The organism is Aquitalea palustris, assembly GCF_003693445.1.
Lineage (GTDB): Bacteria > Pseudomonadota > Gammaproteobacteria > Burkholderiales > Chromobacteriaceae > Aquitalea > Aquitalea palustris.
This window is the reverse complement of sequence record NZ_RFAR01000004.1, coordinates 121,009-146,141: the sequence shown is the minus strand read 5'-3', so window position 1 is coordinate 146,141 and position 25,133 is coordinate 121,009. Positions and strand designations below refer to the sequence as shown.

General features: G+C 62.4%; 25 protein-coding genes. 3 read left to right on the top strand and 22 right to left on the bottom strand.

The genetic code is table 11. The features are described 5' to 3' along the window. The first annotated feature begins 21 nt into the window (after positions 1-21). Positions 22-750, top strand: coding sequence for a hypothetical protein (locus EAY64_RS01740; protein ID WP_147456163.1), 729 nt, complete (start codon positions 22-24; stop codon positions 748-750). Here the strand turns inward: EAY64_RS01740 and EAY64_RS01735 are convergent. The 4 genes from EAY64_RS01735 to gshA all read right to left on the bottom strand — a co-directional run bounded on the left by EAY64_RS01735 (position 736) and on the right by gshA (position 4,506). Next, the gene (locus tag EAY64_RS01735) at positions 736-1,122 is read right to left on the bottom strand and encodes a diacylglycerol kinase (protein ID WP_082693396.1); all 387 of its coding nucleotides are present in this window, start codon (positions 1,120-1,122) and stop codon (positions 736-738) included. The genes EAY64_RS01740 and EAY64_RS01735 overlap by 15 nt on opposite strands. Positions 1,123-1,271: 149 nt before the next feature. Further along, positions 1,272-2,228 carry a glutathione synthase gene (gene gshB / locus EAY64_RS01730; protein WP_103523052.1) on the bottom strand — a complete coding sequence of 319 codons (957 nt, stop codon included), beginning with the start codon at positions 2,226-2,228 and terminating at the stop codon, positions 1,272-1,274. A 57-nt stretch (positions 2,229-2,285) separates the two neighbouring features. Beyond that, positions 2,286-3,218, bottom strand: a complete 933-nt coding sequence (locus EAY64_RS01725) for an XAC2610-related protein (RefSeq protein ID WP_103523051.1) — start codon at positions 3,216-3,218, stop codon at positions 2,286-2,288. Between the two features lie 4 nt (positions 3,219-3,222). Further along, positions 3,223-4,506 (bottom strand): glutamate--cysteine ligase, encoded by a 1,284-nt coding sequence (gene gshA, locus EAY64_RS01720; RefSeq protein WP_103523050.1) that lies wholly within the window; start codon positions 4,504-4,506, stop codon positions 3,223-3,225. A 333-nt stretch (positions 4,507-4,839) separates the two neighbouring features. Between gshA and EAY64_RS01715 the strand changes: the two genes are divergently transcribed. Then, a complete protein-coding gene (locus tag EAY64_RS01715; protein WP_103523049.1) occupies positions 4,840-5,328 on the top strand; it encodes a TlpA family protein disulfide reductase in 489 nt (162 codons plus the stop codon). A 79-nt stretch (positions 5,329-5,407) separates the two neighbouring features. Here EAY64_RS01715 and EAY64_RS01710 read toward each other — a convergent pair whose 3' ends face one another. After that, complete coding sequence (locus tag EAY64_RS01710; protein WP_103523048.1) at positions 5,408-7,429, bottom strand: NADPH-dependent 2,4-dienoyl-CoA reductase; 2,022 nt, start codon at positions 7,427-7,429, stop codon at positions 5,408-5,410. Between the two features lie 231 nt (positions 7,430-7,660). Between EAY64_RS01710 and EAY64_RS01705 the strand changes: the two genes are divergently transcribed. Further along, positions 7,661-8,029 (top strand): DUF1294 domain-containing protein, encoded by a 369-nt coding sequence (locus EAY64_RS01705; RefSeq protein ID WP_103523047.1) that lies wholly within the window; start codon positions 7,661-7,663, stop codon positions 8,027-8,029. A gap of 10 nt (positions 8,030-8,039) precedes the next feature. Here the strand turns inward: EAY64_RS01705 and EAY64_RS01700 are convergent, their stop codons facing one another. From EAY64_RS01700 to EAY64_RS01620, 17 genes are all read right to left on the bottom strand, one after another. After that, the gene (locus EAY64_RS01700; RefSeq protein WP_103523046.1) at positions 8,040-8,966 is read right to left on the bottom strand and encodes an alpha/beta hydrolase; all 927 of its coding nucleotides are present in this window, start codon (positions 8,964-8,966) and stop codon (positions 8,040-8,042) included. Between the two features lie 157 nt (positions 8,967-9,123). Further along, on the bottom strand, positions 9,124-9,705 hold the full coding sequence (locus tag EAY64_RS01695) for a GNAT family N-acetyltransferase (protein WP_103523045.1): 582 nt from the start codon (positions 9,703-9,705) through the stop codon (positions 9,124-9,126). A 129-nt stretch (positions 9,706-9,834) separates the two neighbouring features. Beyond that, positions 9,835-10,716 (bottom strand): phosphoribosylaminoimidazolesuccinocarboxamide synthase, encoded by an 882-nt coding sequence (locus EAY64_RS01690; RefSeq protein ID WP_103523044.1) that lies wholly within the window; start codon positions 10,714-10,716, stop codon positions 9,835-9,837. A gap of 108 nt (positions 10,717-10,824) precedes the next feature. Continuing rightward, a complete protein-coding gene (locus EAY64_RS01685) occupies positions 10,825-11,955 on the bottom strand; it encodes a 5-(carboxyamino)imidazole ribonucleotide synthase (RefSeq protein WP_103523043.1) in 1,131 nt (376 codons plus the stop codon). Next, positions 11,956-12,444: a 5-(carboxyamino)imidazole ribonucleotide mutase gene (purE, locus tag EAY64_RS01680; protein ID WP_103523042.1), complete on the bottom strand. Its 489-nt coding sequence runs from the start codon at positions 12,442-12,444 to the stop codon at positions 11,956-11,958. Between the two features lie 121 nt (positions 12,445-12,565). Beyond that, a complete protein-coding gene (locus EAY64_RS01675) occupies positions 12,566-13,387 on the bottom strand; it encodes a CPBP family intramembrane glutamic endopeptidase (protein ID WP_103523041.1) in 822 nt (273 codons plus the stop codon). A gap of 52 nt (positions 13,388-13,439) precedes the next feature. Then, entirely contained in the window at positions 13,440-14,192 is a 753-nt protein-coding gene (ybgF, locus tag EAY64_RS01670; protein WP_103523040.1) for a tol-pal system protein YbgF, read from the bottom strand. 134 nt (positions 14,193-14,326) lie between these two features. Continuing rightward, positions 14,327-14,860: a peptidoglycan-associated lipoprotein Pal gene (gene pal / locus EAY64_RS01665; RefSeq protein ID WP_103523039.1), complete on the bottom strand. Its 534-nt coding sequence runs from the start codon at positions 14,858-14,860 to the stop codon at positions 14,327-14,329. A 31-nt stretch (positions 14,861-14,891) separates the two neighbouring features. Further along, positions 14,892-16,157: a Tol-Pal system beta propeller repeat protein TolB gene (gene tolB / locus EAY64_RS01660; protein ID WP_226034225.1), complete on the bottom strand. Its 1,266-nt coding sequence runs from the start codon at positions 16,155-16,157 to the stop codon at positions 14,892-14,894. Between the two features lie 104 nt (positions 16,158-16,261). After that, complete coding sequence (locus EAY64_RS01655) at positions 16,262-17,218, bottom strand: energy transducer TonB (protein WP_103523037.1); 957 nt, start codon at positions 17,216-17,218, stop codon at positions 16,262-16,264. 3 nt (positions 17,219-17,221) lie between these two features. After that, on the bottom strand, positions 17,222-17,635 hold the full coding sequence (locus tag EAY64_RS01650) for a biopolymer transporter ExbD (RefSeq protein ID WP_103523036.1): 414 nt from the start codon (positions 17,633-17,635) through the stop codon (positions 17,222-17,224). A gap of 139 nt (positions 17,636-17,774) precedes the next feature. Beyond that, positions 17,775-18,440: a class I SAM-dependent methyltransferase gene (locus EAY64_RS01645; RefSeq protein ID WP_103523035.1), complete on the bottom strand. Its 666-nt coding sequence runs from the start codon at positions 18,438-18,440 to the stop codon at positions 17,775-17,777. Positions 18,441-18,562: 122 nt separating this feature from the next. Continuing rightward, complete coding sequence (locus EAY64_RS01640; protein WP_103523034.1) at positions 18,563-18,742, bottom strand: DUF3460 family protein; 180 nt, start codon at positions 18,740-18,742, stop codon at positions 18,563-18,565. Positions 18,743-18,848: 106 nt separating this feature from the next. Beyond that, positions 18,849-20,351: a sensor domain-containing diguanylate cyclase gene (locus tag EAY64_RS01635; RefSeq protein ID WP_103523033.1), complete on the bottom strand. Its 1,503-nt coding sequence runs from the start codon at positions 20,349-20,351 to the stop codon at positions 18,849-18,851. A gap of 157 nt (positions 20,352-20,508) precedes the next feature. Then, positions 20,509-21,243 (bottom strand): LytR/AlgR family response regulator transcription factor, encoded by a 735-nt coding sequence (locus tag EAY64_RS01630; protein ID WP_103523032.1) that lies wholly within the window; start codon positions 21,241-21,243, stop codon positions 20,509-20,511. Continuing rightward, complete coding sequence (locus EAY64_RS01625) at positions 21,231-22,943, bottom strand: tetratricopeptide repeat-containing response regulator (RefSeq protein ID WP_103523085.1); 1,713 nt, start codon at positions 22,941-22,943, stop codon at positions 21,231-21,233. The genes EAY64_RS01630 and EAY64_RS01625 overlap by 13 nt, the downstream gene beginning before the upstream one ends. 34 nt (positions 22,944-22,977) lie before the next feature. Next, positions 22,978-25,131: a UvrD-helicase domain-containing protein gene (locus EAY64_RS01620; protein WP_103523031.1), complete on the bottom strand. Its 2,154-nt coding sequence runs from the start codon at positions 25,129-25,131 to the stop codon at positions 22,978-22,980. Positions 25,132-25,133 lie beyond the last annotated feature (2 nt).

Genomic DNA, 25,133 nt, shown 5'->3' with positions numbered 1-25,133 from the left:
CTGTTGCTACCGGTCCACTGCATGCTGCTACTGAAACTGACCCTGATCCCTACCTTGCTGTATGCCCTGTCGCTGGTGGCGCGTTACCGCGGCCCCGCCCTGGCCGGCTGGCTGGCCGGGCTACCCATCGTCGCTGGTCCCATTCTGTGGCTGCTGGCCCACGAGCAGGGCAAGGCGTTTGCAGCCGTGGCAGCCATGCAAGCCATCGCCGCCATTGCCGCATCCGAAGTGTTCAACCTGATTTATGCCCGCACCGCAGCCCGGCAGCACTGGCCACCAGCGCTGGCGGCGGCCCTCTGTGGCTGGCTGCTTGCCGCGCTGCTGTTGCAGCAATTCAGGCCCTCGCTCACCCTGGCACTGGGTGTCGCAGCGCTGAGTGTAGGCGGCAATTACTACTGCTTGCCACGGCCACCCCGGCGGCAGCTGGACAACGCCAGCCATGACCGGCTGTGGCTGCGCATGCTGGCCGCTGCCGTGCTGACACTGGGTGTGAGTACGGCGGCGCAGCAGCTGGGAGCTGGCTGGAGCGGCGTGCTGGCGGTATTTCCACTGCTGGGGGCGGTGATGGCGGTATCGATGCAACAAGCACACGGGGCTGCTGCAGTGCAGACGCTATTGCGCGGCATGCTGCTGGGGCGCTTTTCCTTTGCCGCGTTCTGCCTGACGCTGGTGCTGCTGTTACCGCGACTGGACAGCAATATCGCCTTCCTGCTGGCCAGCGTGCTGGCTGCAGCGCTAGCGCCCGAATAACACCAGCAGCCATACCGCTGCCAGATTGATCAAGCCCAGCAGCTGGGCGGCGCTGCCCATGTCCTTGGCCCGCTTGGCCAGCGGATGGCGCTCCAGCGAGGTGTGATCGACTGCGGCTTCGATGGCGGAATTGAGTAATTCGATGATGAGGGTGGCCAGCGAACTGGCTACCAGCATGGCGCGTGCCAGCGGGCTGGCCGGCACCAGGAACAGCGCACAGGGAATCAGGATGCAGGCCAGCAAGGCCAGCTGGCGAAAGGCATCTTCATGGCGGTAGGCCGCCTTGATGCCATCCAGCGAATAACCGAAGGCGTTGATCAGCCGGCGGACGCCGGTCTTGCCCTTGAACGGGCTTTCCTCATGCTTGCTCATGTCAGATCCAGTGATTGCGTGGATGGCGGGTGGCATTGTGCCGGCCCGGCGAGCGGCATGTTAAGCGCTGCCGGCCAGCCGGGCAAGCTAACTGGCCTTGCCGCCAGCGGCGATGTTGCCGCCGGCAGATGACAGGCTGATGGCAAGGTTCAATGCGCGGTGGCGCGTTCCAGTGCGTCGATGTACAGGCCGGCGACATTGATATCGGTCTGGTCCATGATTTCGCGGAAGCAGGTGGGGCTGGTGACATTCACTTCGGTCAGGTAATTGCCAATCACATCCAGCCCGGCCAAGAGGATGCCGCGCTTTTTCAGCTCCGGGCCGACTGCTTCGGCGATTTCCCGGTCGCGTGCACTGAGCGGACGCGCCTCGCCACGGCCACCGGCTGCCAGATTGCCACGGGTTTCACCAGCAGCGGGAATGCGCGCCAGGCAGTAGTCCACCGGTACGCCGTCAATCACCAGCACACGCTTGTCACCATCGCGGATTTCCGGGATATAGCGCTGGGCCATGATGGTGCGCTTGCCGCGCAAGGTGATGGTTTCCAGAATCACCGACAGATTAGGGTCGTTCGGGGTTACCCGGAAAATGCTGTCACCACCCATGCTGTCCAGCGGTTTGAGGATCACATCCAGATGCTGGCGGATAAAGGCCTTCAGCCGTGGGGTTTCGCCGGTGATCATGGTGGGGGCGGTCAGCTCGGGGAAGTTGAGGATGGCCAGCTTTTCGTTGAAGTCGCGCAGCGCCTGGCCACTGGTGAATACCTTGACGCCCTGTGCCTCGGCCAGCGTGAACAGCTGCGAGGCATACAGGTATTCCATGTCGAACGGCGGGTCCTTGCGCATCACCACCGCGTTGAAGGCAGTCAGCGGCTGGCGGTGTACATCGTCCAGCTTGTACCAGGCCGGGTGGTCGCCCTTGCGTTCGTCGGTGACGGTCAGACCACGGGCATCCACCAGCAGGCGGCCCCCCTCCACCGACAACTGGTGCGCCTGGGCATAGCTGATGGCGTGATTGCGCCGCGCCGCCTCTTCCATCATGGCAAAGGTGGTGTCCTTGTAAATCTTGAACTGTTCCAGCGGGTCGGCGATGAACAGGATACGCATGGTGCTCTCCAGGGTTTCGCCAGCAGGCACTGGCGGGCCGGCTGACGGCCATCGGATTCATTGATGATAGTAGGCATCCAGCGCATAGCGCCGGCTAGATGTTTTCCAGCGGCCATTGACCAGGGTTTCGCGGGTCACCCGCACCTGTTTGCCTGCCGGGTCCTGCGCGTCTTCAATCAGCCGCTCTACCGCCTGCAGGCGATGGCGGGCATCAAACTGGTAGTAGGTGGTTTCGTGGTAACAGCAGCCGCTTTTGGCAAAGGTGCTCAGCCGCTTGTGTTTGGCATCCACCTGGAACATGCCCAGTGTTTCGCCAGTCAGCGTCGATAATTCATCGTTCAACACAAACTGCTTGCTGGCATTGTCGTAGAGATACACGCTGTAGGTCGGCCCGCCATAGGGGCCGTCATTGCCGTTCTGGATGGCCAGGTCGGCATGACCATCAAAGTCGAAATCAGCCACATTGATCACGCCCTGCAAATCATACAGTCGCGCGCTATTGACCAGCGGCTTGCCATCATCGCCATGCGCCATATAGACATTGTCCAGCCGCAGCTGCTGTACGCTGCGCTGGCTGCGCTTGTCGATGATGTTGATGATGGCCGGGCCTGCGGCTGCCCAGTCCTGCTCGCCCCAGTTGAGCAGGCTGATGTCAAATTGATATGCCGGCGTGGCATTGTCGATGTGCTGGCGAATCAGCTGCGCCCGCTGCAACTGCACCAGCCGCTGTTGATAACGGCTTTGCAGGCAGGCGGCCTCCGCCTTGCATTCGGCACGCGGGCCATTCAGCCAGGCGCGCTGATTGTCTTGCAGCAGGCCTTGCTGATTGTGCTGGCGGTAGGCGGCGGCCACTTGCTCGTCCAGCGCCGACAGTGCCGGCTGGCGGCAAATGGCCTGCTCGGTGGCCGTCGCCGCCTTGCCACAGTCAAAGCTGGCGGCTGTTGCCAGCATCGGCAACAGCAGTAGCAACAGGCCGCGCAGCTGCTTCATGGCCTCAGTCGCGCTCGGGGTCGGTGTTTTCCAGCTCCAGCGCGGCTGCCAGCAGCGCCAGGCGGGCAATCACGCCGTAGGCGTAGAAGCGGTTGGGCGCACAGTCCGGCGAGCCATGCTTGTCCGGCAGGCAAGGTGTTTCGAACGACAGCGGCACAAACTGCATGCCCGGGGCGTTGAGGTTTTCGTCAATGCCACGGCCGGTGTGCACGCGGTAGAAACCACCGGTGACAAAGCGGTCCATCATGTACACCACCGGTTCGGCCACGGCGTCATCCACGGTTTCAAAGGTATAGACGCCTTCCTGCACGATGACTTCGGAAACTTCCAGCCCTTCTTTCACCACCGACATCTTGTTGCGCGCCTTGCGATTGAGGCCGATGACTTCTTCCGGGCTCTTCACGCTCATCACGCCCATGCCATAGGTGCCGGCATCGGCCTTGACGATGACGAAGGGGTCGTTCTTGATGCCGTATTCGCGGTATTTGGCGGCGATCTTGTCCAGCGTGCTGGCCACGGACTCAGCCAGCGCGTCCTCGCCCTGCCGGGCGTGGAAATCCAGCCCGCTACAGTTGACGAAGTAGGGATTGATCATCCACGGATCGATGGAAATCAGCTGCGAGAACTGCTCGGCCACCTGGTCGTAGGCGGTGAAGTGATTGCTCTTGCGCCGTACCGCCCAGCCGGCGTGCAGCGGCGGCAGCAGGTTTTGCTCCAGATCCTTCAGGATGTCGGGGATGCCGCCGGACAGGTCGTTGTTGAGCAGCACCACGCAGGGGTTGAAACCATCAGCCAGCTTCAGGCGGTTGCCCTGGCGCAGGATGGGCTCCAGCTTGACGATGTCGCCGCCGGCGCTGGTCAGCTCGGTGATTTCGGTGATTTCCGGGTTCAGCGTACCCAGCCGTACCTTGAGGCCGGCCTGCTCGAAAATGTGTACCAGCGTGGCCACATTTTGCAGATAAAAGGTATTGCGGGTGTGGTTTTCCGGAATCAGCAAAATACTGCGCGCTTCCGGACAGACTTTTTCCACCGCAGCCTGCGCCGCCTGGATGGACAAGGGCAGGAAGTCAGGGTTGAGATTGTTGTGTCCGCCAGGGAACAAATTCATGTCCACCGGGGCCAGCTTGAAACCGCTGTTGCGCAAGTCGACCGAGCCGTAAAACGGTGCGGCGTGGTTATGCCACTGACTGCGGAACCAGTGCTCGATGTGGGGCTGGGCGGTAAGAATGCGACTTTCCAGTTCCAGCAGGGGGCCGGTCAGTGCAGTGGACAGATGTGGGACGGTCATGGGTTCCCCTAGACGGTGGATGACTTGCTGCGAATTGATCTATGGTGGGGGTTGCCGCCAGGGAATTCAAGCCTGCAGGATGAAGGAATGCTTCAGCTCATCCTGTTTGGCATAATGCGACCCCGGCCAACCTGGCTTAGACGCATCGGCCATAATGGATGAAGCGCGTATCGTTGCCACGCCAAAGCCTTGCCGGCGTACCAAGTCCGCAGCACTGGAGTAGCAGAGCGCATTTTGCCGGCCAGGCATGAAACTTGACCACAGGCCGCTGCTCCAAAACCATCCGGGTGAAATTTCCCCTGACCACTTGCCACTCATCATGATGGAGGCCACATGAGCCCGATTACCCTGCGCGCCAGCCTGCTGGCCGCCCTGTTCTGCCTGCTGCCACTGAGCGCGCTGGCCGCGCCCACGCTGGCGCAAACCCGCTTCACCGACCAGGCCGGCAGCTCGGTCTCGTTACGCGCCTACCAGGGCAAGGTGGTGCTGGTGAATTTCTGGGCCACCTGGTGCGGCCCCTGCCGCGAAGAAATGCCCATGCTCAATAACCTGCGTGATCGTCTGGCGCCCAAAGGGGTGGAGGTGGTGGGCATTGCGCTGGACAATAAGGCGGAAACCTACAATTTTGCCCGCCAGCTGAAAATCGGCTATCCCATTCTGCTGGGCGACAGCGATACCCTGAGCCTGCTGCGCTCGCTGGGCAACCCGGCCGGTGCCCTGCCCTACAGCATCATCCTGGACCGCAACGGCAAACAGGTGGGCAGCCTGCTGGGACGGCTGAACGAAAAGAATCTGGAAGACACGCTGCGCCACTTTCTCTAGGCTCACCACTGCGCAGCAAGAAAAATCCCCGCAGCACGCTACGGGGATTTTTCATGATGAGGGCCGGAGCACAGCCTGATCAGATGGCTGCCGCCAGCGTAGCGCCCTGATTGATGGCGCGCTTGGCATCCAGTTCGGCCGCCACATCCGCCCCGCCAATCAGGTGCACCGTCTTGCCGGCATCCAGCAAGGGCTGCTGCAATTCACGCAGCGGGTCCTGCCCGGCACAGATGATGACGTTATCCACCGGCAACACCTGTGCTTCATCCTTGATGAGTACGTGCAGGCCGGCATCGTCGATCTTCTGATAGCTGACGCCAGACAGCATCTTTACCTTTTTCATCTGCAGGCTGGCGCGATGAATCCAGCCGGTGGTCTTGCCCAGGCCATCCCCCACCTTGCTTTGCTTGCGCTGCAACAGATACACCTCACGCGGGCTGGCATGCGGCTGCGGGCCTTGCGGGCTGAGGCCGCCAGGCTGTTCCACGCTCATGTCCACCCCCCATTCACGCATGAAGGCGGCTACGTCCAGCGAGGTGGACTTGCCCTCATGGGTGAGGAATTCGGCGGTATCAAAACCAATGCCACCGGCACCGATGATGGCCACCTTCTGGCCCACCGGCTTGCCATGTTTGAGCACATCCAGGTAATTCAGCACCTTGGGATGATCGATGCCGTCGATCTGCGGCAGGCGCGGCGCAATGCCGGTCGCCAGTACCACTTCGTCAAAATCCTTGAGCATGGCGGCATCGGCACGGGTGTTCAGCCGCAGCGTGACACCGGTAGCCGCGATGCGGTTGGCAAAGTAGCGCAGGGTTTCGACAAACTCTTCCTTGCCGGGAATCGTCTTCGCCACATTGAACTGGCCGCCGATCTCGCTGGCAGAATCGAATAGCGTCACCTGATGGCCACGCTCGGCGGCAATGGTGGCAAACGCCAGCCCGGCCGGGCCAGCTCCCACCACCGCCAGTTTCTTGGCCCGAGCTGCCGGGGTGTAGTTGAGTTCGGTTTCACGGCAGGCACGCGGATTCACCAGGCAGCTGGTGAGCTTGCCCTGGAAGATGTGGTCCAGACAGGCCTGATTACAGCCAATACAGGTATTGATGCTGTCAGCCTTGCCGGCGGCGGCCTTGTTGACGAAGTCCGGGTCGGCCAGGAAGGGACGCGCCATCGACACCATGTCGGCACAGCCACTGGCGAGGATATCTTCAGCCACATCCGGAGTATTGATGCGGTTGGTGGTGATCAGCGGAATGTTCACCTTGCCCATCAGCTTTTTGGTCACCCAGGCAAAGCCGCCACGCGGCACCATGGTGGCAATGGTGGGAACGCGGGCTTCGTGCCAGCCGATGCCGGTATTGATGATGGTGGCACCGGCGCGCTCGATTTCCTGCGCCAGCTGCACCACCTCGTCCCAGCTGCTGCCATCCTGCACCAGGTCCAGCATCGACAGGCGGTAGATGATGATGAAATCGCTGCCCACCGCCGCACGTACCGCCTTGACCGTTTCAATGGCAAAACGGATGCGGTTGGCAAAGCTGCCGCCCCAGTCATCGGTACGCTTGTTGGTGGCGCGGGCGATGAACTGGTTGATCAGATAGCCTTCCGAGCCCATCACCTCCACGCCGTCATAGCCGGCCTGCTGGGCCAGTCTGGCGCAACGGGCAAAGTCGGCAATGGTCTGCCACACGTCGGCATCGGACAGCTCACGCGGGCGGTAGAAATTGATGGGCGCAATCAGTGGCGAGGCCGACACGCATTTTTCCTGAAAGCTGTAACGACCAGAATGCAGGATCTGCAGCGCAATCTTGCCACCGGCCGCATGCACGGCAGCGGTCACCTTGCGGTGATCCGGCACATGCTGCTCATCGGCCAGCATGGACGCACCCTCGGCCACACAGCCTTCCACATTCGGCCCCACGCCGCCGGTGACGATCAGGCCGACGCCGCCACGGGCGCGTTCGGCATAAAAGGCCGCCATCTTGTCGAAGCCACCGGGCGCTTCTTCCAGCCCGGTGTGCATGGAACCCATCAACACGCGGTTTTTCAGCGTGGTAAAACCCAGATCCAGCGGGGAGAGCAAATGCGGATAAGCAGTCATGTTTCGTCCTCGTCGACGTGGCGAGCAGGCGCTCACCCTGATTGTGGTTCAGTCGCCGGTCGCTTGCCGGCATGACATGGATTATTGTCGCTCGACAATACTTACTAGTAAGTAAGTTGTCAACGCAGGCAATCAGGCCATGGCTGCCCGCAGCGTGTCACTGGCGCGGTCGCTCAGGCTTGGCCGGGGCAGCCAGGCTGCTTACACTGTGGTTTTTCTGCCGGATAAACCATGCCCCTGCCCCGCCCGCTCGCCAATCTGCTTGCCCTGCCGCCCTTGCTGGCTGCCGGCAGCTTTGCGCTCACCCACAGTCTGTTCTGGCCACTGCTGCTTTACCTCGGCATGAGTGTGCTGACTTTTGCCGTGTACGCTTGGGACAAGCGCCAGGCTATTCACCATGGCCGCCGCACGCCGGAAAAGCTATTGCACTGGCTGGAGCTGCTGGGTGGCTGGCCGGGTGGCGTGCTGGGCCAATACTGGCTGCAGCACAAATCCAGCAAGGGTAGCTATCAGCTAGCATTCTGGCTGATCGTGCTGGCACACTGGCTGGCCTGGGGCGGCTGGATCGCCTGGCTGTGGCATGTCGCCCACCCCGTCTGAGCCTGATGCGCTAACGCTTGATCACCCGGTCCAGCCAGGTCTGCATGTCCTGCAATACCTCGGCCCGATTGCTCTCGTTGAGCATTTCGTGACGCCCACCCGCATAGACATGGCTGTGGATATCGATCAGCCCGGCATCGCGGTAGCGGATTTCCAGCTGGCCCAGCGCCAGCCGGCCATGGCTGACCGGATCGCGGCTACCGGCCAGCAGATACACCGGGCAATGCCGTGGCAAGCGCCCTGCCGCTGCGGCCTCGCCCTGCTCCAGCGCGATGATGCCGCCAAACAGATCAACCCATAGGCCGGGAGTGGGATCAAAGCCGCATAGCGGATCGGCAATATAGGCATCCACCTGCGCGCGATCACGTGACAGCCAGTCCATGCTGGTGCGGGCGGGAATAAAAGCCAGATTGAAGCTGCCAAACACCAGCCTGGCCATGAAACGGCTGGGGGCATTCATGCCGCCCAGCCGTCCAGCCAGCCGTGCCACGGCGCGCAGCACACGGGCCAGCGGACGCTGGCGATAGCCGGTGGCGGACAGCAGCAAGCCCGATAGTTGGTCGCCGTACTGCAGGAAATAACTGCGGGCGATAAAGGAACCCATGCTGTGACCGAACAGCAGCACGGGCAGGCCCGGATGTTGGGCTACCGCATGCTGACGCACGCATTCCACATCATCCACCACCTTGTCCCAGCCATGTTCGGCGGCAAACCAGCCCTGATGGGCGGCATGCGGGCCATGGCCGCGATGGTCATGGGCGTAGACCGCAATGCCTTGCGCCGCCAGTAGCTGTGCCACCGGCTGATAGCGGGCGGCATATTCGCTCATGCCGTGAGCGATCAGCAACACGGCGCGCAGCGCCTGCCCGGTAGGCGGCAACCAGCGGCAGCCATGAATGCGGTGGCCATCGGCCGCCAGCAGATCGAAATGCTCCATGTTTTCCTCGCAGAAATAAGGCGTCTGGCTTGCCGCTATACAAAAGCCGGGTACCAGACTGCATTGAGTATGGGAACGACACCGCCGCCACGCCCCGCTGGCAGCATCACTGAGCAGAAAACATGATTTTGTCGTGGCTGGCAATCGCCACGCCGTTTCAGGCCAGCATCTGTTGCGGATCGAAACCGGCATGGGTGAGCGAAGTCAGCACATGGTCGCGCCACTGGCCGTTGATATACAGGTAATCACGCGCCAGCCCTTCTTCGACAAAGCCCAGTCGCTGCAACAATGCGGCGCTGCGGGCATTGGCCGGCTGGTAATTGGCCTGCAGCCGGTGCAGGCGCAAGTCGCTAAAGGCAAAGCGGATGACTTCTGCCACGGCTTCTTGCATCAGTCCCTGGCCTTGCAGGGTGTGGTCGATGCCATAGCCCAGGTGGGCCGCCTGAAACACCCCGCGCACGATATTGCTGAGGCTGACCGTGCCGACGATCTGCTGCGGCTGCTGCGGCTGGGTGAGCAAAAAGCGTGCACCACGACCCTGCTCCCAGCTGATTGCCTGCTGACGCAGCTGCATGGTCCAGTACAGCTCGGTAAAGAACATGTCGCCGGGCTTGGGGTCCCAGGCGGCAAAGTGCTGGCGGTTACGCACCTGATAATCCAGCATGGCGCGCGCCAGGCCGATGTGCGCGGGCAGCAGCTGCAGGCGGGGCGTGGCAAGGACTGGCTGGATGGTGGTCATGGCGGCGTCTGGCATAGGGAGGATGGTCTGTGAGTGTAAGCGCAGGCCATGAGTGACTCAAGCAGCATGCCGGACGCAACAACGCCCGGACGGGCCGGGCGTTTGCGCTGGGCTACAACGAAAGCCCGCTTAGTTGCCGGTCAGGCGTTCCAGTGCTTCGCGATACTTGGCAGCGGTCTTTTCGCGCACGTCCAGCGGCACGGCCGGGGCCGGGGCCTGCTTGTTCCAGCCGGAAGCTTCCAGCCAGTCACGCACGAACTGCTTGTCGAAAGACGGCGGATTGCTGCCGGCGGCATAGCTGTCGGCCGGCCAGAAGCGGCTGGAGTCCGGGGTCAGCGCTTCGTCCATCAGCACCAGGGTGCCATCTTCATCCAGACCAAACTCAAACTTGGTATCGCAGATGATGATGCCGCGCTTGGCGGCGAATTCGGCAGCAGTCTTGTACAGCAGGATGGCGGTGGCACTGACCTTGGCCGCCAGTTCGGCACCAACGATCTCCACGCACTGTTCGTAGCTGATGTTTTCGTCGTGGTCGCCCACCGCCGCCTTGGTGGACGGGGTGAAGATGGGCTCGGGCAACTGGCTGGATTCCTGCAGGCCGGCCGGCAGCGCGATGCCGCACACGGTGCCGGACTTCTGGTATTCCTTCCAGCCGGAGCCGGCCAGATAGCCACGCACCACGGCTTCGATCGGCACCGCCTTCAGGCGCTTGGCCACCACGGCACGGCCAAGCACTTGCGGCAGATCTTCAGCCGATACCATGTCTTCCGGCTTGTCACCGGTCAGGTGGTTGGGCACCACGTCCTTCAGGGTTTCAAACCAGAAGTTGGAAATGGCGGTAAGGATCTGGCCCTTGGCCGGGATCGGGTCGTCCAGGATCACGTCAAAGGCCGACAGGCGATCGGTGGCGATCATCAGCATGCGCTTGTCGTCGATCTCGTACAGATCGCGTACCTTGCCGGAGTAGATTTTCTTCAGGCTTTTCAGATTGGTGGTGTTAAGTCCGGTCATGACACGTCCTTGCTTGCGAGCTGGGCCATCAGGCCATCGTGGGGCCATCGGCGATATTGAAAACTTGGCGGCACCGCTGGCAGCCATGCCAACAGTGCCGGTTGCTGCTTACAGCGTATCTTTCAGCGCTTCGGCCTGTTCCAGCGCCTCGTCGGCAGTGGCGGCCATCACGTTGAAGTGGCCCATCTTGCGGCCCGGCCGTGCCTGTTTCTTGCCATACAGGTGCAACTGGGCGTTGGGGGCTTCGGCCAGCACGTCCCAGTTGGGTTCGCGGCCGTCTTCCTTCCATACATCACCCAGCAGGTTCACCATCACCACCGGGCTGAGCAGGTCGGTGCGGCCCGGCAGCAGGCCGCACATGGCGCGCACTTGCTGCTGGAACTGGTCGGTCAGGCAGGCAGTCAGGGTGTAGTGGCCGGAGTTGTGCGGGCGCGGGGCGATTTCATTCACCACCAGGCTGTCGTCGGCCAGCACGAAGAACTCCACGGCCAGCACGCCCACATAGTCCAGCGCTTCGGCCAGGCTTTGCGCCATCTGCTGGGCCGATGCCGCCAGCGCCGGGGCAATGCGCGCCGGTACGATGGACACGTCCAGAATGCCGTTTTCGTGGCTGTTTTCCGCTACCGGAAACACCGCCATCTGCGCACTGCTGACACGGGTGACAATGGCCGATACTTCCAGCTTCAGGTCCAGCATCTTTTCCAGCACACAGGCCTGACCGCCCAGATTGGCATAGGCTGCGCGGGCTTCTTCGGCGGTGCTGACCCGTACCTGACCCTTGCCGTCGTAACCCAGACGGGCGGTTTTCAGGATGCCGGGCAGATAGGGCGACAGCTCGACCTGGATGTCTTCGACGCTTTCGATGGCCAGATAAGGCGCAGTCGGCAGACCAGCCTTGTTGATCCACGATTTTTCGACGATACGGTCCTGGGCGATGGCCACACAGTCGCCCGAGGGCGACACGCGCGTGGTACGGGCCAGTTCGCGCATGGCGTCGGCATTGACGTTTTCGAATTCAGTGGTGACGGCGGCACAGGTCTGCGCCAGGGTCTTGAGTGCCGCAGCATCATTGAAGGGCGCGCACAGGTGTACATCGGCAAACTGGGCGGCCGGTGCGTTGGCATCCGGGTCCAGCACTGTCACCCGGTAGCCCATGGTCTTGGCAGCCACGGCGAACATGCGGCCCAGCTGGCCACCACCGAGGATGCCCAGCATGGATGGCGGCAGGATGGCAGCCATTTACTCGACCTCCGGCAGCGACATCGCCAGCACGGTTTCTTCCTGGCGCTTGCGGAAGGCAATCAGCTTTTCCGCCAGCTCCGGCACGGCATTGGCCAGCATGGCCACGGCAAACAGTGCGGCATTGGCCGCACCGGCTTCACCAATGGCGAAAGTGGCCACCGGGATGCCCTTGGGCATTTGCACGATGGACAGCAGCGAATCCTCGCCACGCAGGTATTTGGACGGCACCGGCACGCCCAGCACCGGCAGGTGGGTCTTGGCTGCCAGCATGCCCGGCAGGTGGGCCGCACCGCCGGCTCCGGCGATGATGGCTTTCAGACCGCGCGCGGCAGCGGTTTCGGCGTAGTTGAACAGCAGGTCCGGGGTACGGTGGGCGGAGACGACGCGGGTTTCAAAAGCAACGCCGAAGTCCTTCAGTACGCGGGCGGCGTTCTGCATGACTTCCCAGTCGCTGTTGCTACCCATCACGATGCCGACTTCAATCATGGCGGTGCAGCTCAGGGAGGAATAAAGAAGTGATTTTACCTGAGAGCGGGGGTGGGCCGGAATGGTTTTTTATTTTGATATCAAGACATTTATCGCACTGTGCTGATTTGCCACCCACCCCTCAGCCCGGCCGTGGATAGGTGAACAACAACAGATGAGCGGTATTGAAAGCCAGATGCGCCAAAGCCGCCAACGCCACCTGGCGGGTAGCGGCGTAGATCAGGCCATAGCCCAGGCCGGCCAGCGTGGCCAGCCCCACCCAGCCCCAGCCGCCGGCAAGGTGGGCTGCGCCAAACAACAGCGAGGCGGCAATCAGCGCGGGCAAGGGTTCCACCCGGTTTTCCAGCCAGCGCTGCAGGCCGTGGCGGAACAGCGCTTCTTCCGGCAGGGCAGTAAGAAAGAAATTGGCAAAGAGCCAGGGCAGCAACCAGGCCGGCAGCTTGGGCGCGTAGGCGATCATGCCGCTTTCCTGCGCCAGTGCCAGCACCAATACCAGCAACAGCCCCCCTACCGCCGCCACGGTACTGCCCCAGGCCCGGCCATGGTGTGGCGCACCGTGCAAGCCCAGTAGCAGCAGCCAGCCGGCCACACCCTTGTCGAAACTCCAGAACAGCCGGTACACCTCGCTATTGGGTGTCGCCCTGCCCTGCCACAGCAAGGGATTGTCAAAGCCGGGCAAGGCATGCAGGGCCAGTGCCAGCAGCAGGGCAATCCACAGTACCTGCAGTTCGGCGCGGGGGCGCCGGTAAACCGCATAGCTGAGCCCACCGGCCAGCAGTACCGCCAGCAAGCCCAAGGGCTGCAGCAAACCGCTGCAGACGGCCAGGACAATGGCGGCGACACCGGCCAGCACGGACGAGCGCGGCAGACTGAGGCTTTGCAGCAGCAAGGCGGTGGCCAGCAGGCCGAAGCCGGCCAGTTCCAGAGGGGCGGGTAGCATCATGGGCAGGTACTGCCTACCCGACCCGCACAAGACGGGGCCGGGTGGCAAAGGCTTACATTTTGGTGAGTTGCTCGCGCGCCTTCTGCGCGGCGGAGCTGGCAGGGTACAGCTTGATCAGCCGCTTGAGCGTGGTCTTGGCACTGTCGGCCTGTCCCAGGTCACGCTGGCAGTTGGCCACATTGCGCAGCGCATCCGGGGCCTTGGGATTGTCGGGGAACTGCTCGGCAAAGCGGCGATGGATCTCGATGGCGGCATCGTACTGGCGCTGCGCGGTATGCGCCACGCCCAGCCAGTACAAGGCATCGACCGCTTGTGGCGTATTCGGGTTCTGTTGCACGTACAGGCTGAGCGCGGCGGTGGCCTTGGGGAAATCGCGGGCGCGCAGCAGGTTCAGCGCCTTGTCGTAATCCGGGCTGGTCTGGGTATCGGCAGCGGCGGCGCTCGTGCTGGCGGGCTGGCTGGCGGTCTGCTGGGCCGCGGCTTCCTTGCCGGCACTCTCCAGATGGCTCAGGCGGCCATCCAGATCGTTATACAGATCGTTCTGTCGCTTCTGCGTGGTTTGCAGATTGTAATTGGCCACTTCCACCTCGCCGCGCAGCTTGGCGACTTCGGCCTTGAGGCTGTCTACCTGATTGACCATTTCCAGCAGCTTCTCATTGGACAGCTTGCTTTCCACTTCGGACAATCTGGCGCTGGCCTGGCGATTGACCTGATCGATCTGGTTGCGGGTTGCTTCGATGTCGCTGGTGGTGGCGCAGGCTGACAGGGTGAGCAGCAGCGCCGCGCTGAGGGCAAGCCGTTTCATGGGGCAGTTCTCGGTCCGTTGAATACAGGTTGGCCGAACATCATAGCAGTCCGCGGATGTCCATGGACTGATGTTCGGCCTGTTGCATGCGTGCCGGCAGCGGGCCGCCCAACTGGCCGCCCGTGTCGCCGGTGTTACTCGCCGTTGTACAGAATGTCGGCGCGGCGGTTTTCGGCAAAGTCAGCTTCGGTATTGCCGGTTGCCTTCGGCTTTTCCTTACCCAGGCTGACTGCTTCCACCTGGCTTTCCTTCACGCCCAGCACTTCCAGCGAGCGCTTCACGCCCTCGGCACGGCGCTGACCCAGGCCCAGGTTGTATTCGCGGCTGCCACGGGCATCGGTATTGCCCTGGATGATGACCTTGCGATCGGCGTGATCTTTCAGATAGCCGGCATGGGCTTCCACGGTGGGCTTGTCGCTGCTCTTCACGGTGGAGGAGTCAAAATCGAAATACACGCTGCGCTTGGCCAGCGGGCTGTTCGGATCGTGCAGCGGATCACCCTGCACCGACTTCATGTCGCTGCTGCCGGTATCCACCGGGGCCGTGGTCTGGCTGCTGCTGGCAGCGCCATTATTGCTTGCCGGTGCCACCGGGGCCGGTTTGGTGCTGGCGCAAGCGGCCAGCAGGGTGACCGTGGCGGTGCCGAGTACGAGTTGCTTCCAGTTCATGCCTTCACTCCTTGGATTTGAATGCACTACATCATTGCGGATTGTTGAAAGGGCCCCATGACGGGTCCTGCACTTCGCCATTGATTACTGCCAGTTTCACCTTGCTGCTGCCATCCAGCGTGGTGGCGTACAACACGCTCTTGCCGCCGGCATCGCTGGCATACAGCACCATGCGGCCATTGGGGGCGAAACTGGGGCGTTCGTTATAGCCATTGTCCGACAGCGCACGCACATCGCCGCTGGCCAGATCCTGCGCCATCACCCGGAAACGGCCTGCCTCGCGCCGGATAAAGGTCAGCGTGCGGCCATCCGGTGAAACACGCGGCGAAACGTTATAGCTACCTTGCCAAGTAACGCGCTGGGCGGCTCCGCCGCTGACAGCCATGCGATAAATTTGTGGCCCGCCAGTACGGTCGGAGACAAAGTAGATCTGGCTGCCATCCGGGGTGAACGCCGGCTCGGTATCAATCGCATCGCTATAGCTGAGGCGGCGCGGCGCACCGCCCAGCGTGTTCACCAGATAAATCTGCGAGTTGCCCGTCGTGGTCAGCACTACCGCCAGCTTGCTGCCATCCGGGCTCCAGGCCGGGGCGGAATTGCTGCCCTTGAAATTGGCCACGGCCCGGCGCTGGCCGGTGGCCAGATCCTGTACCCACACCACCGGCTTCTTGCTTTCAAACGACACATAAGCCAGATAACGGCCATCCGGACTCCAGCTGGGCGAGATGATGGGTTCTTTCGAGCGCAGAATGGTTTGCGCCCGATTGCTGTCCACATCGGTGATCAGCCCCACCTGCAACATATAGTTGCGGCCGTTTTTCAGCACATACACCACCCGGGTATTGAAAATGCCCTTCTGCCCGGTAATGGCCTCGTAAATCATGTCGGCAATGGTGTGCGCCACTTCACGGCCACGGTCTGGCGTCACGGTGAACTCACCGGAAGTCAGCTGCTTTTTCTGTGCCACATCCAGCAAGCGGAAACTGATCTTCACCTGGCCACCGGCCACTGGCTCAACCTTGCCGATGGCGATGGACTGCGCGCCGGCAGCCTGCCACAGCGGGTAGCGGACATCCGCCGGCTCCACTGGCACATTGGCGATAGTCGAGCCATCCACCATGCGGAACACACCGGACAACTCCAGGTCGTTGCGAATGATGGGCGTGAGCGCTTCGCGCACACGACTGCCCTCATCCTTGAACGGCACCACGGCAATGGCGTGCTTGCTGGCACCGCCGCCAACGATTTCGATGGTCATTTCAGCGCGGGCGCCGGTACTGACCAGCAAGGCAAACATTAGCAATGCCTTAAACAGAGTGCGAATGCGCGGCATGAGTTCCCTCTAGAGACGAAATTTCGTGAAAAACCTGTGATTCTTCGGCCATTGCCTGCCCCCGGCGATCAGCGGGGGCGGAATTCCATCTTGAACTGGCGATAACCATCGTTGAAGTTGGCCCCGGCCGGCAGGCTGGGGAAGGTGCCCGCCTCCCGGATGGCGCGCTGGACCGCCTCATTGTAAGCACTGCTGTTGCTGGGCCCGATCACCTGCACCTTGCTCACTTCCAGCGTCGGCAACAGGGTGACCAGCACCACCACCTTGGGATTGCCACTCAGATCGGGGGGAATCTGCACCAGCGGAGTGATCTTGGCCTTGACCTTGTCTATCCACGCGCCCTTGGCTGCGGCCGAGCCATTGACCGATCCACCGGCCATGCCATTGGCGCTGCCCGCCTGCGTGCTGCGGGCATTGGCCTTGTGGCTGGTATTGGGGCTATCCAGCGAGGACAACAGATCGTCAGCCTCATTGTTGTAGCTCTTGGCCTGCTTGCTGCCCTTGCCCGGTACGGCTGGCGGCGGGGTCTTGGCCGTTTTCTTGTCGGCCACAGCTGGCGTGGCCGGCTTGCTCACCGCTTTCTCTGCTGGCTTATCCTGCTTTTTCAGCGGCTCCGGCTTTTTCGGCGCTTCCACTTTCTTCACTGGTTCCGGCTTGGGCTTTTCCGGCGGCAGCTTATGCACTGGCTCGGGCTTTTTCTCCGGTTCCACCGGCGGTTTGACCAGATGCTGCGGCTTGGGCTCCGGCTTTTTCTTCGCACCCAGATTGACCTCGGCCGGCGGTTCCGGCGGCGGGGCGGGCGGCGTGACTACCGGGGTGGCCGGCACGGGTTTGACAATGGCTGCCGGCTCGGTCACGGCGGGTGGCGGCGGCGGTGCACTACTCCACAACTCCAGTGCCAGCGGTACTTCCTTGACTGGCTGCTGGCTGTTCAGACCGGCCCATAGCAGCAGGCCGCCCACCATGGCGTGGAACAGCAGCGAGGCCAGCAATGAGCCGGAGAGGGAGGAGTCGGAGCGCTTCATGCCTTACTGACGATTCTGCTGCTTGACGGTGAGGGCCACACGCTTGATGCCGGCCTTGTGCAGGTCGTCGGCCACCGCCACTACTTCGGAATACTTGAGGTCTTTGTCGGCAGAAATGGCGACCGGGCGGTCGGCACCGGCCAGCATGGCGGCCACCTGTGCGGCCAGCGTGCTACGCGATTCCACCGCGGTCACCTTGTCGCCTTCCTTGATTTCCAGCTTGCCGCCCGCATCCAGCACCACCTCCAGCGGTGGCTGATCCAGCGCGGCGGCCTGCGATACGCTGGGTACCTGGATCACCCCAGGCGTGAACATGGGCGCAGTCACCATGAAGATGACCAGCAACACCAGCATGACGTCGATGTAGGGCACCACGTTCATCTGGTTCATTTGGCGGCGGGGGCGGCGATTCAGCATGGGGGTCCGGACAAAAGTTCAGTTTGCCATCATAGCACCGCACCCGAATGGGCCGGATGACAAACATCTTGCTTAACAAAAAAGGGGTCTGACCCGGGGCCTGCCGGGAAAGTTCGCGGCCAGCCGTAGCGGGCGCGGGTTAAAGCCGGGTGCACAGCGTCAGGCCGTCACCTATCGGCAGCACGCAGTGGCGGATGCGCGCATCCTGCTGCAGCCGGGCATTGAAATCGTGCATCAGCTGCACACCGGGCGGGTCTTGCGGCCGTGGCGACACCACACGGCCGGACAGGAAGATGTTGTCGATGGCGATGACACCTCCGGGGCGCACCAGCTGCAGACAAGTCTCGTAGTAGTCCTGGTAGGACGGCTTGTCGGCATCGATGAATACCAGGTCGAACTGGCCGGCACGGCCTTCGGCCAGCAGCTGCTGCAGCGTCAGCAGCGCCGGCTGCAATACCAGCCGGATGCGCGACTCCACCCCGGCCTTGCGCCAGTATTCGCGCGCGATGGCAGTGAACTCCTCGCTGACATCACAGGCCACTGCCTCGCCATCGGCCGGCATGGCCAGCATGGCAGCCAGCGTGCTGTAACCGGTGAATACACCGATTTCCAGGTAGCGGCGCACGCCCAGCAGCTGCACCAGCCAGCCCATGAACTGCCCCTGTTCCGGGGCGATCTGCATCTTGGCCATGCGGTGGCCGGCGGTAAACTCGCGCAGTTCGCGCATCACCGGATGCTCGGTCAGGCCAATGGCCATCAGGTAATCATGCAGTGGGCCGTCCAGCGGCACGGTACGACTGGTCATGGGTGTTCTCGGCAAAATGACAAAACGCCCACTCGGGTTGCCAGTCCGACACGGAGGCCGTGAGCGGGGCTGGCAGCAGGGGGCGTTCAGGGTGGACCCGGCAAGGCCGGGCCGAAAGCTGCTTATTCGGGCTGGTAGACGTAGGGCTTTTGCGGCACGCTCGATTCCTTCCAGCGGCGCTGATCGTCCAGGCTCACCTTGCGGTCCCACAGGGTAAGGCGCAGCTCGCGACGCTGCTGGTCTACTTCCGGATTCTTGTCCAGAAATTCGCTCATGAATTTGGTGAAGTCGGACTGGTACATGGTTTTCCCCTGTCGTTGATCGGCGGATTTTAATCGATACGCCGGGCAGAGGCCATGGTATTGCCGGATATTTGCCGGCACGGCGGCACAAACACCACAGCACGCCTCAGCTGCGGTCGATCTCCGGCTGCTTGTCGCCGTACATCTTGCGGTCGGCCACATCCAGCAATTCCTCGATCAGCATGCCGTCCTCGGGATAGTAGGCAATGCCTATGCTCACCCCGAGCTGGATGCTGTGGCCATCCACCTCGTAGGGCTGCTGGATGGCATGCTTGAGTCGCTCCAGCACCCGGTCGGCCTCACGATTGGACTCGACATCTTCCATCAGCAGCACGAATTCGTCCCCGCCCAGCCGGGCCACGGTGTCCTCACTGCGCATGATGGCGAGGATGCGCGCGGCAATCAGCTGCAATACCTTGTCACCGGTAGCGTGGCCATGGCTGTCATTGACCGGTTTGAAACGGTCCATGTCCAGGAACAGCACGGCCAGCCGCTTGCCATTGCGGTTCAGCCGCGAAATGGCATGTTGCAGCCGGTCGTAAAACAGGTTGCGATTGGCCAGACCGGTCAGCCGGTCGTGATTGGCCAGATAGAACAGGTGGTTTTCCCGCCGCTGCTGCTTGGACAGCAGGCCGCAGTAAAAGCGCAGACCAAGCGCCAGTAGCAGCAGCAACAGCAGGGACTGGCAGAAAATCACGCTCTGCTCGAAACCGCTGAGCAGGAACCAGCCCAGCTGCCAGTCCAGCCGCAAGGTCAGCGTCTGTGCTTCGCTGCCCAGGGTCCGCTCCAGTTGCAGCCGCGGAAAGCCCAGCGTACCCAGCCAGCCGTGCTGCTGGCCGGGGATATCGACATAGACAGCCGCCGGCGGCTGACCACGCTGGCGGATGCTCAGCTTCATGCCTGCCGGCAGCGTGGTGTCGGCCGGACGCAGGTAATCGGAACGCAAGACCAGCGCGACAAACTGTTCCGGCTGGCGGCCTTGCAATAGCAGGACATTATCGTTCAGCGGCTGCAGCAGCACATGGCCGCGATAGCCTTCGCGCAGTTGAAACGGGGCCGACATGGTGGTGCGACCACTACGTAGCGCTTGCTGCAAGGCTTGTTGCAGTTGCGGATCGCGTGCGATGTCCGCCCCCAGCAGTGGGCGTACCGCCCGGGTCAGCGGCTGGATGGACTCGATCGGGTAGTAGTCCGGGTAAGCCGGCAAGGGATAAAGAGCAGCCAGATTGCCGGCGGCATAGGCATGCAAGCGAAAATCACTGCCCCAGCGCTCGGCCATCTGCGTGCTCCAGGCCGGCAATTGCTGCTGGGTGACCCGGCGGATGCGCTCGAGCGACACCAGCTGCGGGTAACGTTCGGTCATCTGTCGGGCAAAGATCTGCTCCTGCGCTTCATGCTGATGATCCAGCATGGCAAAGGCCGCATAACTGTCGAGTATGGTGTCGTTGACCTGCAGCTTTTGTGTCAGCTGCTCGCACAGGCGCGTGGCGAGCAGATCGAATTCCTGCTCGGCGCTCAGCACCGCCCGGCTGAGGAAGGCCATGGATATCAAGGCGCTCAACACGAACCAGAGCAGGGTACAAGCCAGGGTGGCCAGTTTGATCCGCATGGGCAGCTGCTGGTGGGAGAAAAACAGTGATTCTATCGAAGGCACTGCGGCCTGAGCGGAGCAAACTGCTGCAAACGGCCCTGCTAAGTAATTTCACTTAACCTAAATTGCCGCCAATGGCAAGGGATCGCGGCAGCTGTCTAAACTAGCTGCTTAACTAGCTGCTTATTTGGCGCAGGCTGGCGCGAATCGCCGGCAGCTGGCGGCGGCTGACCGCCAGTGGCTGGGCGATGCCGCACAAGCGGACTGCCCAGAGTTCTTCGTCGGCATTGCCGATGCGCAGCAGTTCCTGCAGCGCATGGCGCATCACCAGGCAATTGCGGTGGATGCGCAATACGCTATCGCCCAGCCGCTGTTCCAGCGCCACCAGCGAATCATCCAGCAGGTATTCTCCGTCGGCAGTGACCAGACTGACGTATTTCTGCTCGGCCTTGAGATAGCGCACCGCGCTGAAGGGGATGTTGAGCAGGCGGTCGCGATGGCGCACGCTGAAGTGGGCTTCGATGGCAGGCGTGCCACCACGGCGGCGTGCGGCCTTGTCCAGCGCCTGGCGCAAGCGCTCCAGCCTGACCGGCTTGAGCAGGTAGTCGGCCGCATCCAGTTCGAAGGCATCGACCGCATAGTGTTCGTGAGCGGTGGTGAAGATCAGTTGCGGCGATAGCGGGCGCTGGCGCAGACGGCGCGCCAGCTCCACGCCATTGATGCCGGGCATGGAGATGTCCAGCAGCAGCACATCGGCGGCATGTCGCTCCAGCCAGTCGCTGGCGGCCACGGCGTCACCCAGCGCGGCCACGGCGCTGGCACCGCACTGCGCCACCAGCGCCACCATGCGTTCGCGCGCCAGCGGCTCGTCATCCACCACCAGTACCCGCAGCCGCTCTACAGTACCCATTGCGGTTTGCCCAGTTTTTCCACCAGTTGCCGCCAGGCACGGAGGATTTTCTGAAACTTGTTGTTGGCCGGGGCCAGCGTGCGCACCTGCACCAGCATGTCGTAGGCACGACGCATATGGCTTTCATGCCAGCCATGGCCATGCACATAGGCCATGGTGGCATTGGCCAGGTTGAGCATCACCTGCACATTGTGCGGCATTTCCTCGTGTGCCTTGACGAAGCGCTCGATGGCCTGGTCGAAGCGGCCGGCCTGGGCCTCACGCACCGCCTGGTTATTCAGTTCCAACACTGACTGCACATTTTCGGCAATCAGCTGGCGGCCCATTTCACCCAGCCCCATTTCATCGAACAGGCCGCCAATGGACGACAGCAGCTCTTCGTTGTCGTGGTTGTTGCGCACCAGATCGCGCATGGCGGCATTGCCACTGTCCTGCTTGCCCTGGGCAAAACAGGCGCGGGCGAATTCCATTTGCGCATCGGCCGGCAGGTTTTCACTCAGCTTCTGGTAGCCGGTTTCGGCCTCGGCCAGCAGCGTGCGCGCTTTTTCGCGATTACCCAGCTTGCCTTGCAACTGGCTGTCGATGACGGTGCACATCCATTCGCCAGCTTCGTTGTAGCGGTAGTCACGGCGCAGATTGCCCAGGGTACGGGCGGCCGTACCGGTTTCGCCGCGCGCCATCTGCACCCGTGCCAGCATGGCGTAATGGGTGGGGCTGCGATGCCAGGTGTACTTGGCGATATTGAGGGTTTCTTCGCTGGCGGCTTCGGCGGTTTCCAGGTCCTTGTTCAGCATGGCCACTTCGGCCAGCTGCTTTTGCCGGCGCAACACCACCGGCGACAGATTGGTAGCCTTTTCCAGCGTGCTTTGCGCACCGGGCAGGTTGTGATGCAGGCGATGCAGCTTGGCCAGCCAGTCGTAGGCTTCCATCACCCTTTCGTTGTCGGTGAGTACTTCTTCGAACAGCAGGCGCGCCTCGTCATAGGACTTCAAGCCGGTCAGCGACTTGGCCAGCCCCAGTTTGGCCCAGGCCAGCGGCTTGAGGCGCAGCACTTCCATATACAGGGTGCGCGCGGTGTCGAAGTCGCCGATTTTTTGTGCCAGCGAGCCTTTGAGTTTCATGAAGTCGAGGGTGAACTCGCCGCGCTGGCTGATCTTGCGGCTACAGGCATCGATGGCGGCCAGGTACTCGTGGCGCATGATGGCTTCGTCCACCACGCGGAAAGCCTCGCGCCGGCGCATGGCTTTTTCCAGGCGCTGGCTGAGTACTTCGCCGGTGAAGGGCTTGAGCAGATAGTCGTCCGGGGCCAGTTCGGCGGCAGAAATCACCCGCTGCGAGCGGCGCTCGCCGGTGACGATCATGAACACGCAGGACTGCTTGATCAGGTTGCGTTCCTTCACCTCTTCAAACAGGTAAAGGCCATCGTAACCATTGCCCAGGTCGTAATCGCACAGCACCACGTCGAACTCGAACTTGGCCATCTTGGCCAGCGCATCACCGGCCTTGCTGGCGTATTCGACCTTGTCGGCACCAAACGAGGCCAGGGTCATGGCCAGCGCGCGCTGCATTTCCGGCAGGCTGTCGATGATCAGGAACAGGCGGCTGGCGTACGGGTCCTCGTAGGACTTGCGGGCAGGCTCGGCACCACCCTGCCCTGCGGTCAGGCTCTGGTAGCTGGTGGAAGGTAGCTTGTCACTCATGGCGTCATCATCGGCCAACCCGGATGGAATGTCATTATTCGGCGGTCAGCTTGGCGTAACGCAAATCCAGCCACTTCAGCCCGTGCTCGGCAAAATTGATCTGCAGCCGCAGATCACTGCCGCTACCCTCGGCATTGATCACCACGCCGGAACCGAATTTGGCATGGCCTACGCTCTGGCCGATGCGAAAACCCTGCAGCTGGGCGCTGGGTACCGCCGGTGCGGCCACTTCGTCCAGCCAGGGGGCGCGGCGATGAGTGTTTTGCGGCACAGGTTTCACTGTAGCAGACAGCACGCGTACCAGTTCGGCCGGAATTTCCTCGACAAAGCGCGAGCGGACCGGATAGCGGCTCTGGCCATGCAGCATGCGGCTCTGGGCGCAGCTCAGGTACAGACGCTTGCGGGCGCGGGTGACCGCCACATACATCAGCCGACGCTCCTCTTCCAGGCCCTTGCTGTCGTTCATGCTGTTTTCGTGCGGGAACAGGCCTTCTTCCAGCCCGGAGACAAACACGGCGTCGAACTCCAGGCCCTTGGCCGCATGCACGGTCATCAGTTGCAGCGCATCCTCGCCGGCTTCGGCCTGATGCTCGCCGGCCTCCAGGCTGGCGGCACTGAGGAATTCGACAATGGCCTGCTCGGCGGCATCGGGGAAGAAGCCAGCGGCAGCATTGATCAGCTCGTCCAGGTTGGCCAGCCGCTCCTCGCCCTCTTTCTTGTCCTGCTCGTACATGGCGCGCAGGCCGGAGTGATCGATGATCAGGCTGACGGTTTCCGCCAGCGTCATGCCCTCGGCCTTGGCACGCAGGGCTTCGATCAGCAGCACGAACTCGCCCAGCTTGGCCGCGGTACGGCCACCGCCGGCAGCGCAGCAGGCTTGCCACAAGGTAACGCCCTGCTCACGGCTGACCGCTTGCAGGTTTTCCACGGTACGCGCACCGATGCCACGGGCCGGTACATTGATGACGCGCAGCAGGGCGTTGTCGTCGTCCGGATTGCTGACCAGGCGCAAATAGGCCAGCGCGTGCTTGACTTCCAGCCGCTCGAAAAAGCGCAGGCCGCCATAGATGCGGTAGGCCAGCTGGGCATTCACCAGCACATGCTCCAGCACCCGCGACTGGGCATTGGAGCGGTAGAGAATGGCCATGTCGGACAGATTCATGCCTTCGCGCTGCAGGCTCTTTACCTCGTCGATGATGAACTGGGCTTCGTCACCATCGGAATAGGCTTCGTACAGGCGGATCTGCTCGCCCTCGCCGGCATCGGTCCACAGGTTCTTGCCCAGCCGGCCGTCATTGCGTTCGATCAGCGCATTGGCGGCAGTCAGGATGGTGCCGACCGAGCGGTAGTTCTGCTCCAGCCGTACCGGCTCGGCCACCTGGAAGTCGGACAGCAGCGCACGCATATTACCGACTTCCGCGCCACGGAAGGCATAGATGGACTGGTCGTCATCGCCCACGGCAAACAGCACGTTGTGCTCGCCGGACAAGAGCTTGAGCCAGGCGTACTGCAGGCGGTTGGTATCCTGGAATTCATCCACCAGGATATGGCGGAAGCGACCCTGGTAATGGGCGCGCAAGGCGGCATTGGCCAACAACAGCTCGTAGCTGCGCAACAGCAGCTCGGCAAAATCCACCACGCCTTCGCGACGGCACTGCGCGTCGTAAGCGGCATACAGCTCGTGCAGCTTGGCCTCATACGGCGTCAGCGGCGGCGGCAGGCGCTCGGCACGTACACCGGCTTCCTTGCTGCCATTGATAAAGCTCTGTACGGCGCGCGGCGGGTATTTTTCGTCCGACAGCTCCATGCTTTTCAGCAGGCGCTTGATGGCAGCCTGCTGGTCGGCCGAGTCGAGAATCTGGAAAGTCTGCGGCAGGCCGGCATCGCGGTAATGCGCGCGCAGAAAGCGATTGCACAGGCCATGGAAGGTGCCAATCCACATGGTGCGCACATTCACCGGCACCATGGCACCCAGGCGGGTGTGCATTTCGCGCGCGGCCTTGTTGGTGAAGGTCACCGCCAGCACGCCCGCCGGATTCACCTGCCCGGTGGCAATCAGCCAGGCGATGCGGGTAGTCAGTACCCGGGTTTTGCCACTGCCGGCTCCGGCCAGCACCAGCGCACTCTTGGCAGGCCAGGTGACGGCACGCAGTTGTTCGTTGTTCAGTCCGGCTAACAGCTCACTCATGG

What these genes read in the sequence shown, in the direction of transcription:
- EAY64_RS01740 (WP_147456163.1), top strand. Translation starts at nt 22, where the DNA reads ATGCTGCTACTGAAACTGACCCTGATCCCTACCTTGCTGTATGCCCTG.
- EAY64_RS01735 (WP_082693396.1), bottom strand. Translation starts at nt 1,122, where the DNA reads ATGAGCAAGCATGAGGAAAGCCCGTTCAAGGGCAAGACCGGCGTCCGC.
- gshB (WP_103523052.1), bottom strand. Translation starts at nt 2,228, where the DNA reads ATGCGTATCCTGTTCATCGCCGACCCGCTGGAACAGTTCAAGATTTAC.
- EAY64_RS01725 (WP_103523051.1), bottom strand. Translation starts at nt 3,218, where the DNA reads ATGAAGCAGCTGCGCGGCCTGTTGCTACTGCTGTTGCCGATGCTGGCA.
- gshA (WP_103523050.1), bottom strand. Translation starts at nt 4,506, where the DNA reads ATGACCGTCCCACATCTGTCCACTGCACTGACCGGCCCCCTGCTGGAA.
- EAY64_RS01715 (WP_103523049.1), top strand. Translation starts at nt 4,840, where the DNA reads ATGAGCCCGATTACCCTGCGCGCCAGCCTGCTGGCCGCCCTGTTCTGC.
- EAY64_RS01710 (WP_103523048.1), bottom strand. Translation starts at nt 7,429, where the DNA reads ATGACTGCTTATCCGCATTTGCTCTCCCCGCTGGATCTGGGTTTTACC.
- EAY64_RS01705 (WP_103523047.1), top strand. Translation starts at nt 7,661, where the DNA reads ATGCCCCTGCCCCGCCCGCTCGCCAATCTGCTTGCCCTGCCGCCCTTG.
- EAY64_RS01700 (WP_103523046.1), bottom strand. Translation starts at nt 8,966, where the DNA reads ATGGAGCATTTCGATCTGCTGGCGGCCGATGGCCACCGCATTCATGGC.
- EAY64_RS01695 (WP_103523045.1), bottom strand. Translation starts at nt 9,705, where the DNA reads ATGACCACCATCCAGCCAGTCCTTGCCACGCCCCGCCTGCAGCTGCTG.
- EAY64_RS01690 (WP_103523044.1), bottom strand. Translation starts at nt 10,716, where the DNA reads ATGACCGGACTTAACACCACCAATCTGAAAAGCCTGAAGAAAATCTAC.
- EAY64_RS01685 (WP_103523043.1), bottom strand. Translation starts at nt 11,955, where the DNA reads ATGGCTGCCATCCTGCCGCCATCCATGCTGGGCATCCTCGGTGGTGGC.
- purE (WP_103523042.1), bottom strand. Translation starts at nt 12,444, where the DNA reads ATGATTGAAGTCGGCATCGTGATGGGTAGCAACAGCGACTGGGAAGTC.
- EAY64_RS01675 (WP_103523041.1), bottom strand. Translation starts at nt 13,387, where the DNA reads ATGATGCTACCCGCCCCTCTGGAACTGGCCGGCTTCGGCCTGCTGGCC.
- ybgF (WP_103523040.1), bottom strand. Translation starts at nt 14,192, where the DNA reads ATGAAACGGCTTGCCCTCAGCGCGGCGCTGCTGCTCACCCTGTCAGCC.
- pal (WP_103523039.1), bottom strand. Translation starts at nt 14,860, where the DNA reads ATGAACTGGAAGCAACTCGTACTCGGCACCGCCACGGTCACCCTGCTG.
- tolB (WP_226034225.1), bottom strand. Translation starts at nt 16,157, where the DNA reads ATGTTTGCCTTGCTGGTCAGTACCGGCGCCCGCGCTGAAATGACCATC.
- EAY64_RS01655 (WP_103523037.1), bottom strand. Translation starts at nt 17,218, where the DNA reads ATGAAGCGCTCCGACTCCTCCCTCTCCGGCTCATTGCTGGCCTCGCTG.
- EAY64_RS01650 (WP_103523036.1), bottom strand. Translation starts at nt 17,635, where the DNA reads ATGCTGAATCGCCGCCCCCGCCGCCAAATGAACCAGATGAACGTGGTG.
- EAY64_RS01645 (WP_103523035.1), bottom strand. Translation starts at nt 18,440, where the DNA reads ATGACCAGTCGTACCGTGCCGCTGGACGGCCCACTGCATGATTACCTG.
- EAY64_RS01640 (WP_103523034.1), bottom strand. Translation starts at nt 18,742, where the DNA reads ATGTACCAGTCCGACTTCACCAAATTCATGAGCGAATTTCTGGACAAG.
- EAY64_RS01635 (WP_103523033.1), bottom strand. Translation starts at nt 20,351, where the DNA reads ATGCGGATCAAACTGGCCACCCTGGCTTGTACCCTGCTCTGGTTCGTG.
- EAY64_RS01630 (WP_103523032.1), bottom strand. Translation starts at nt 21,243, where the DNA reads ATGGGTACTGTAGAGCGGCTGCGGGTACTGGTGGTGGATGACGAGCCG.
- EAY64_RS01625 (WP_103523085.1), bottom strand. Translation starts at nt 22,943, where the DNA reads ATGAGTGACAAGCTACCTTCCACCAGCTACCAGAGCCTGACCGCAGGG.
- EAY64_RS01620 (WP_103523031.1), bottom strand. Translation starts at nt 25,131, where the DNA reads ATGAGTGAGCTGTTAGCCGGACTGAACAACGAACAACTGCGTGCCGTC.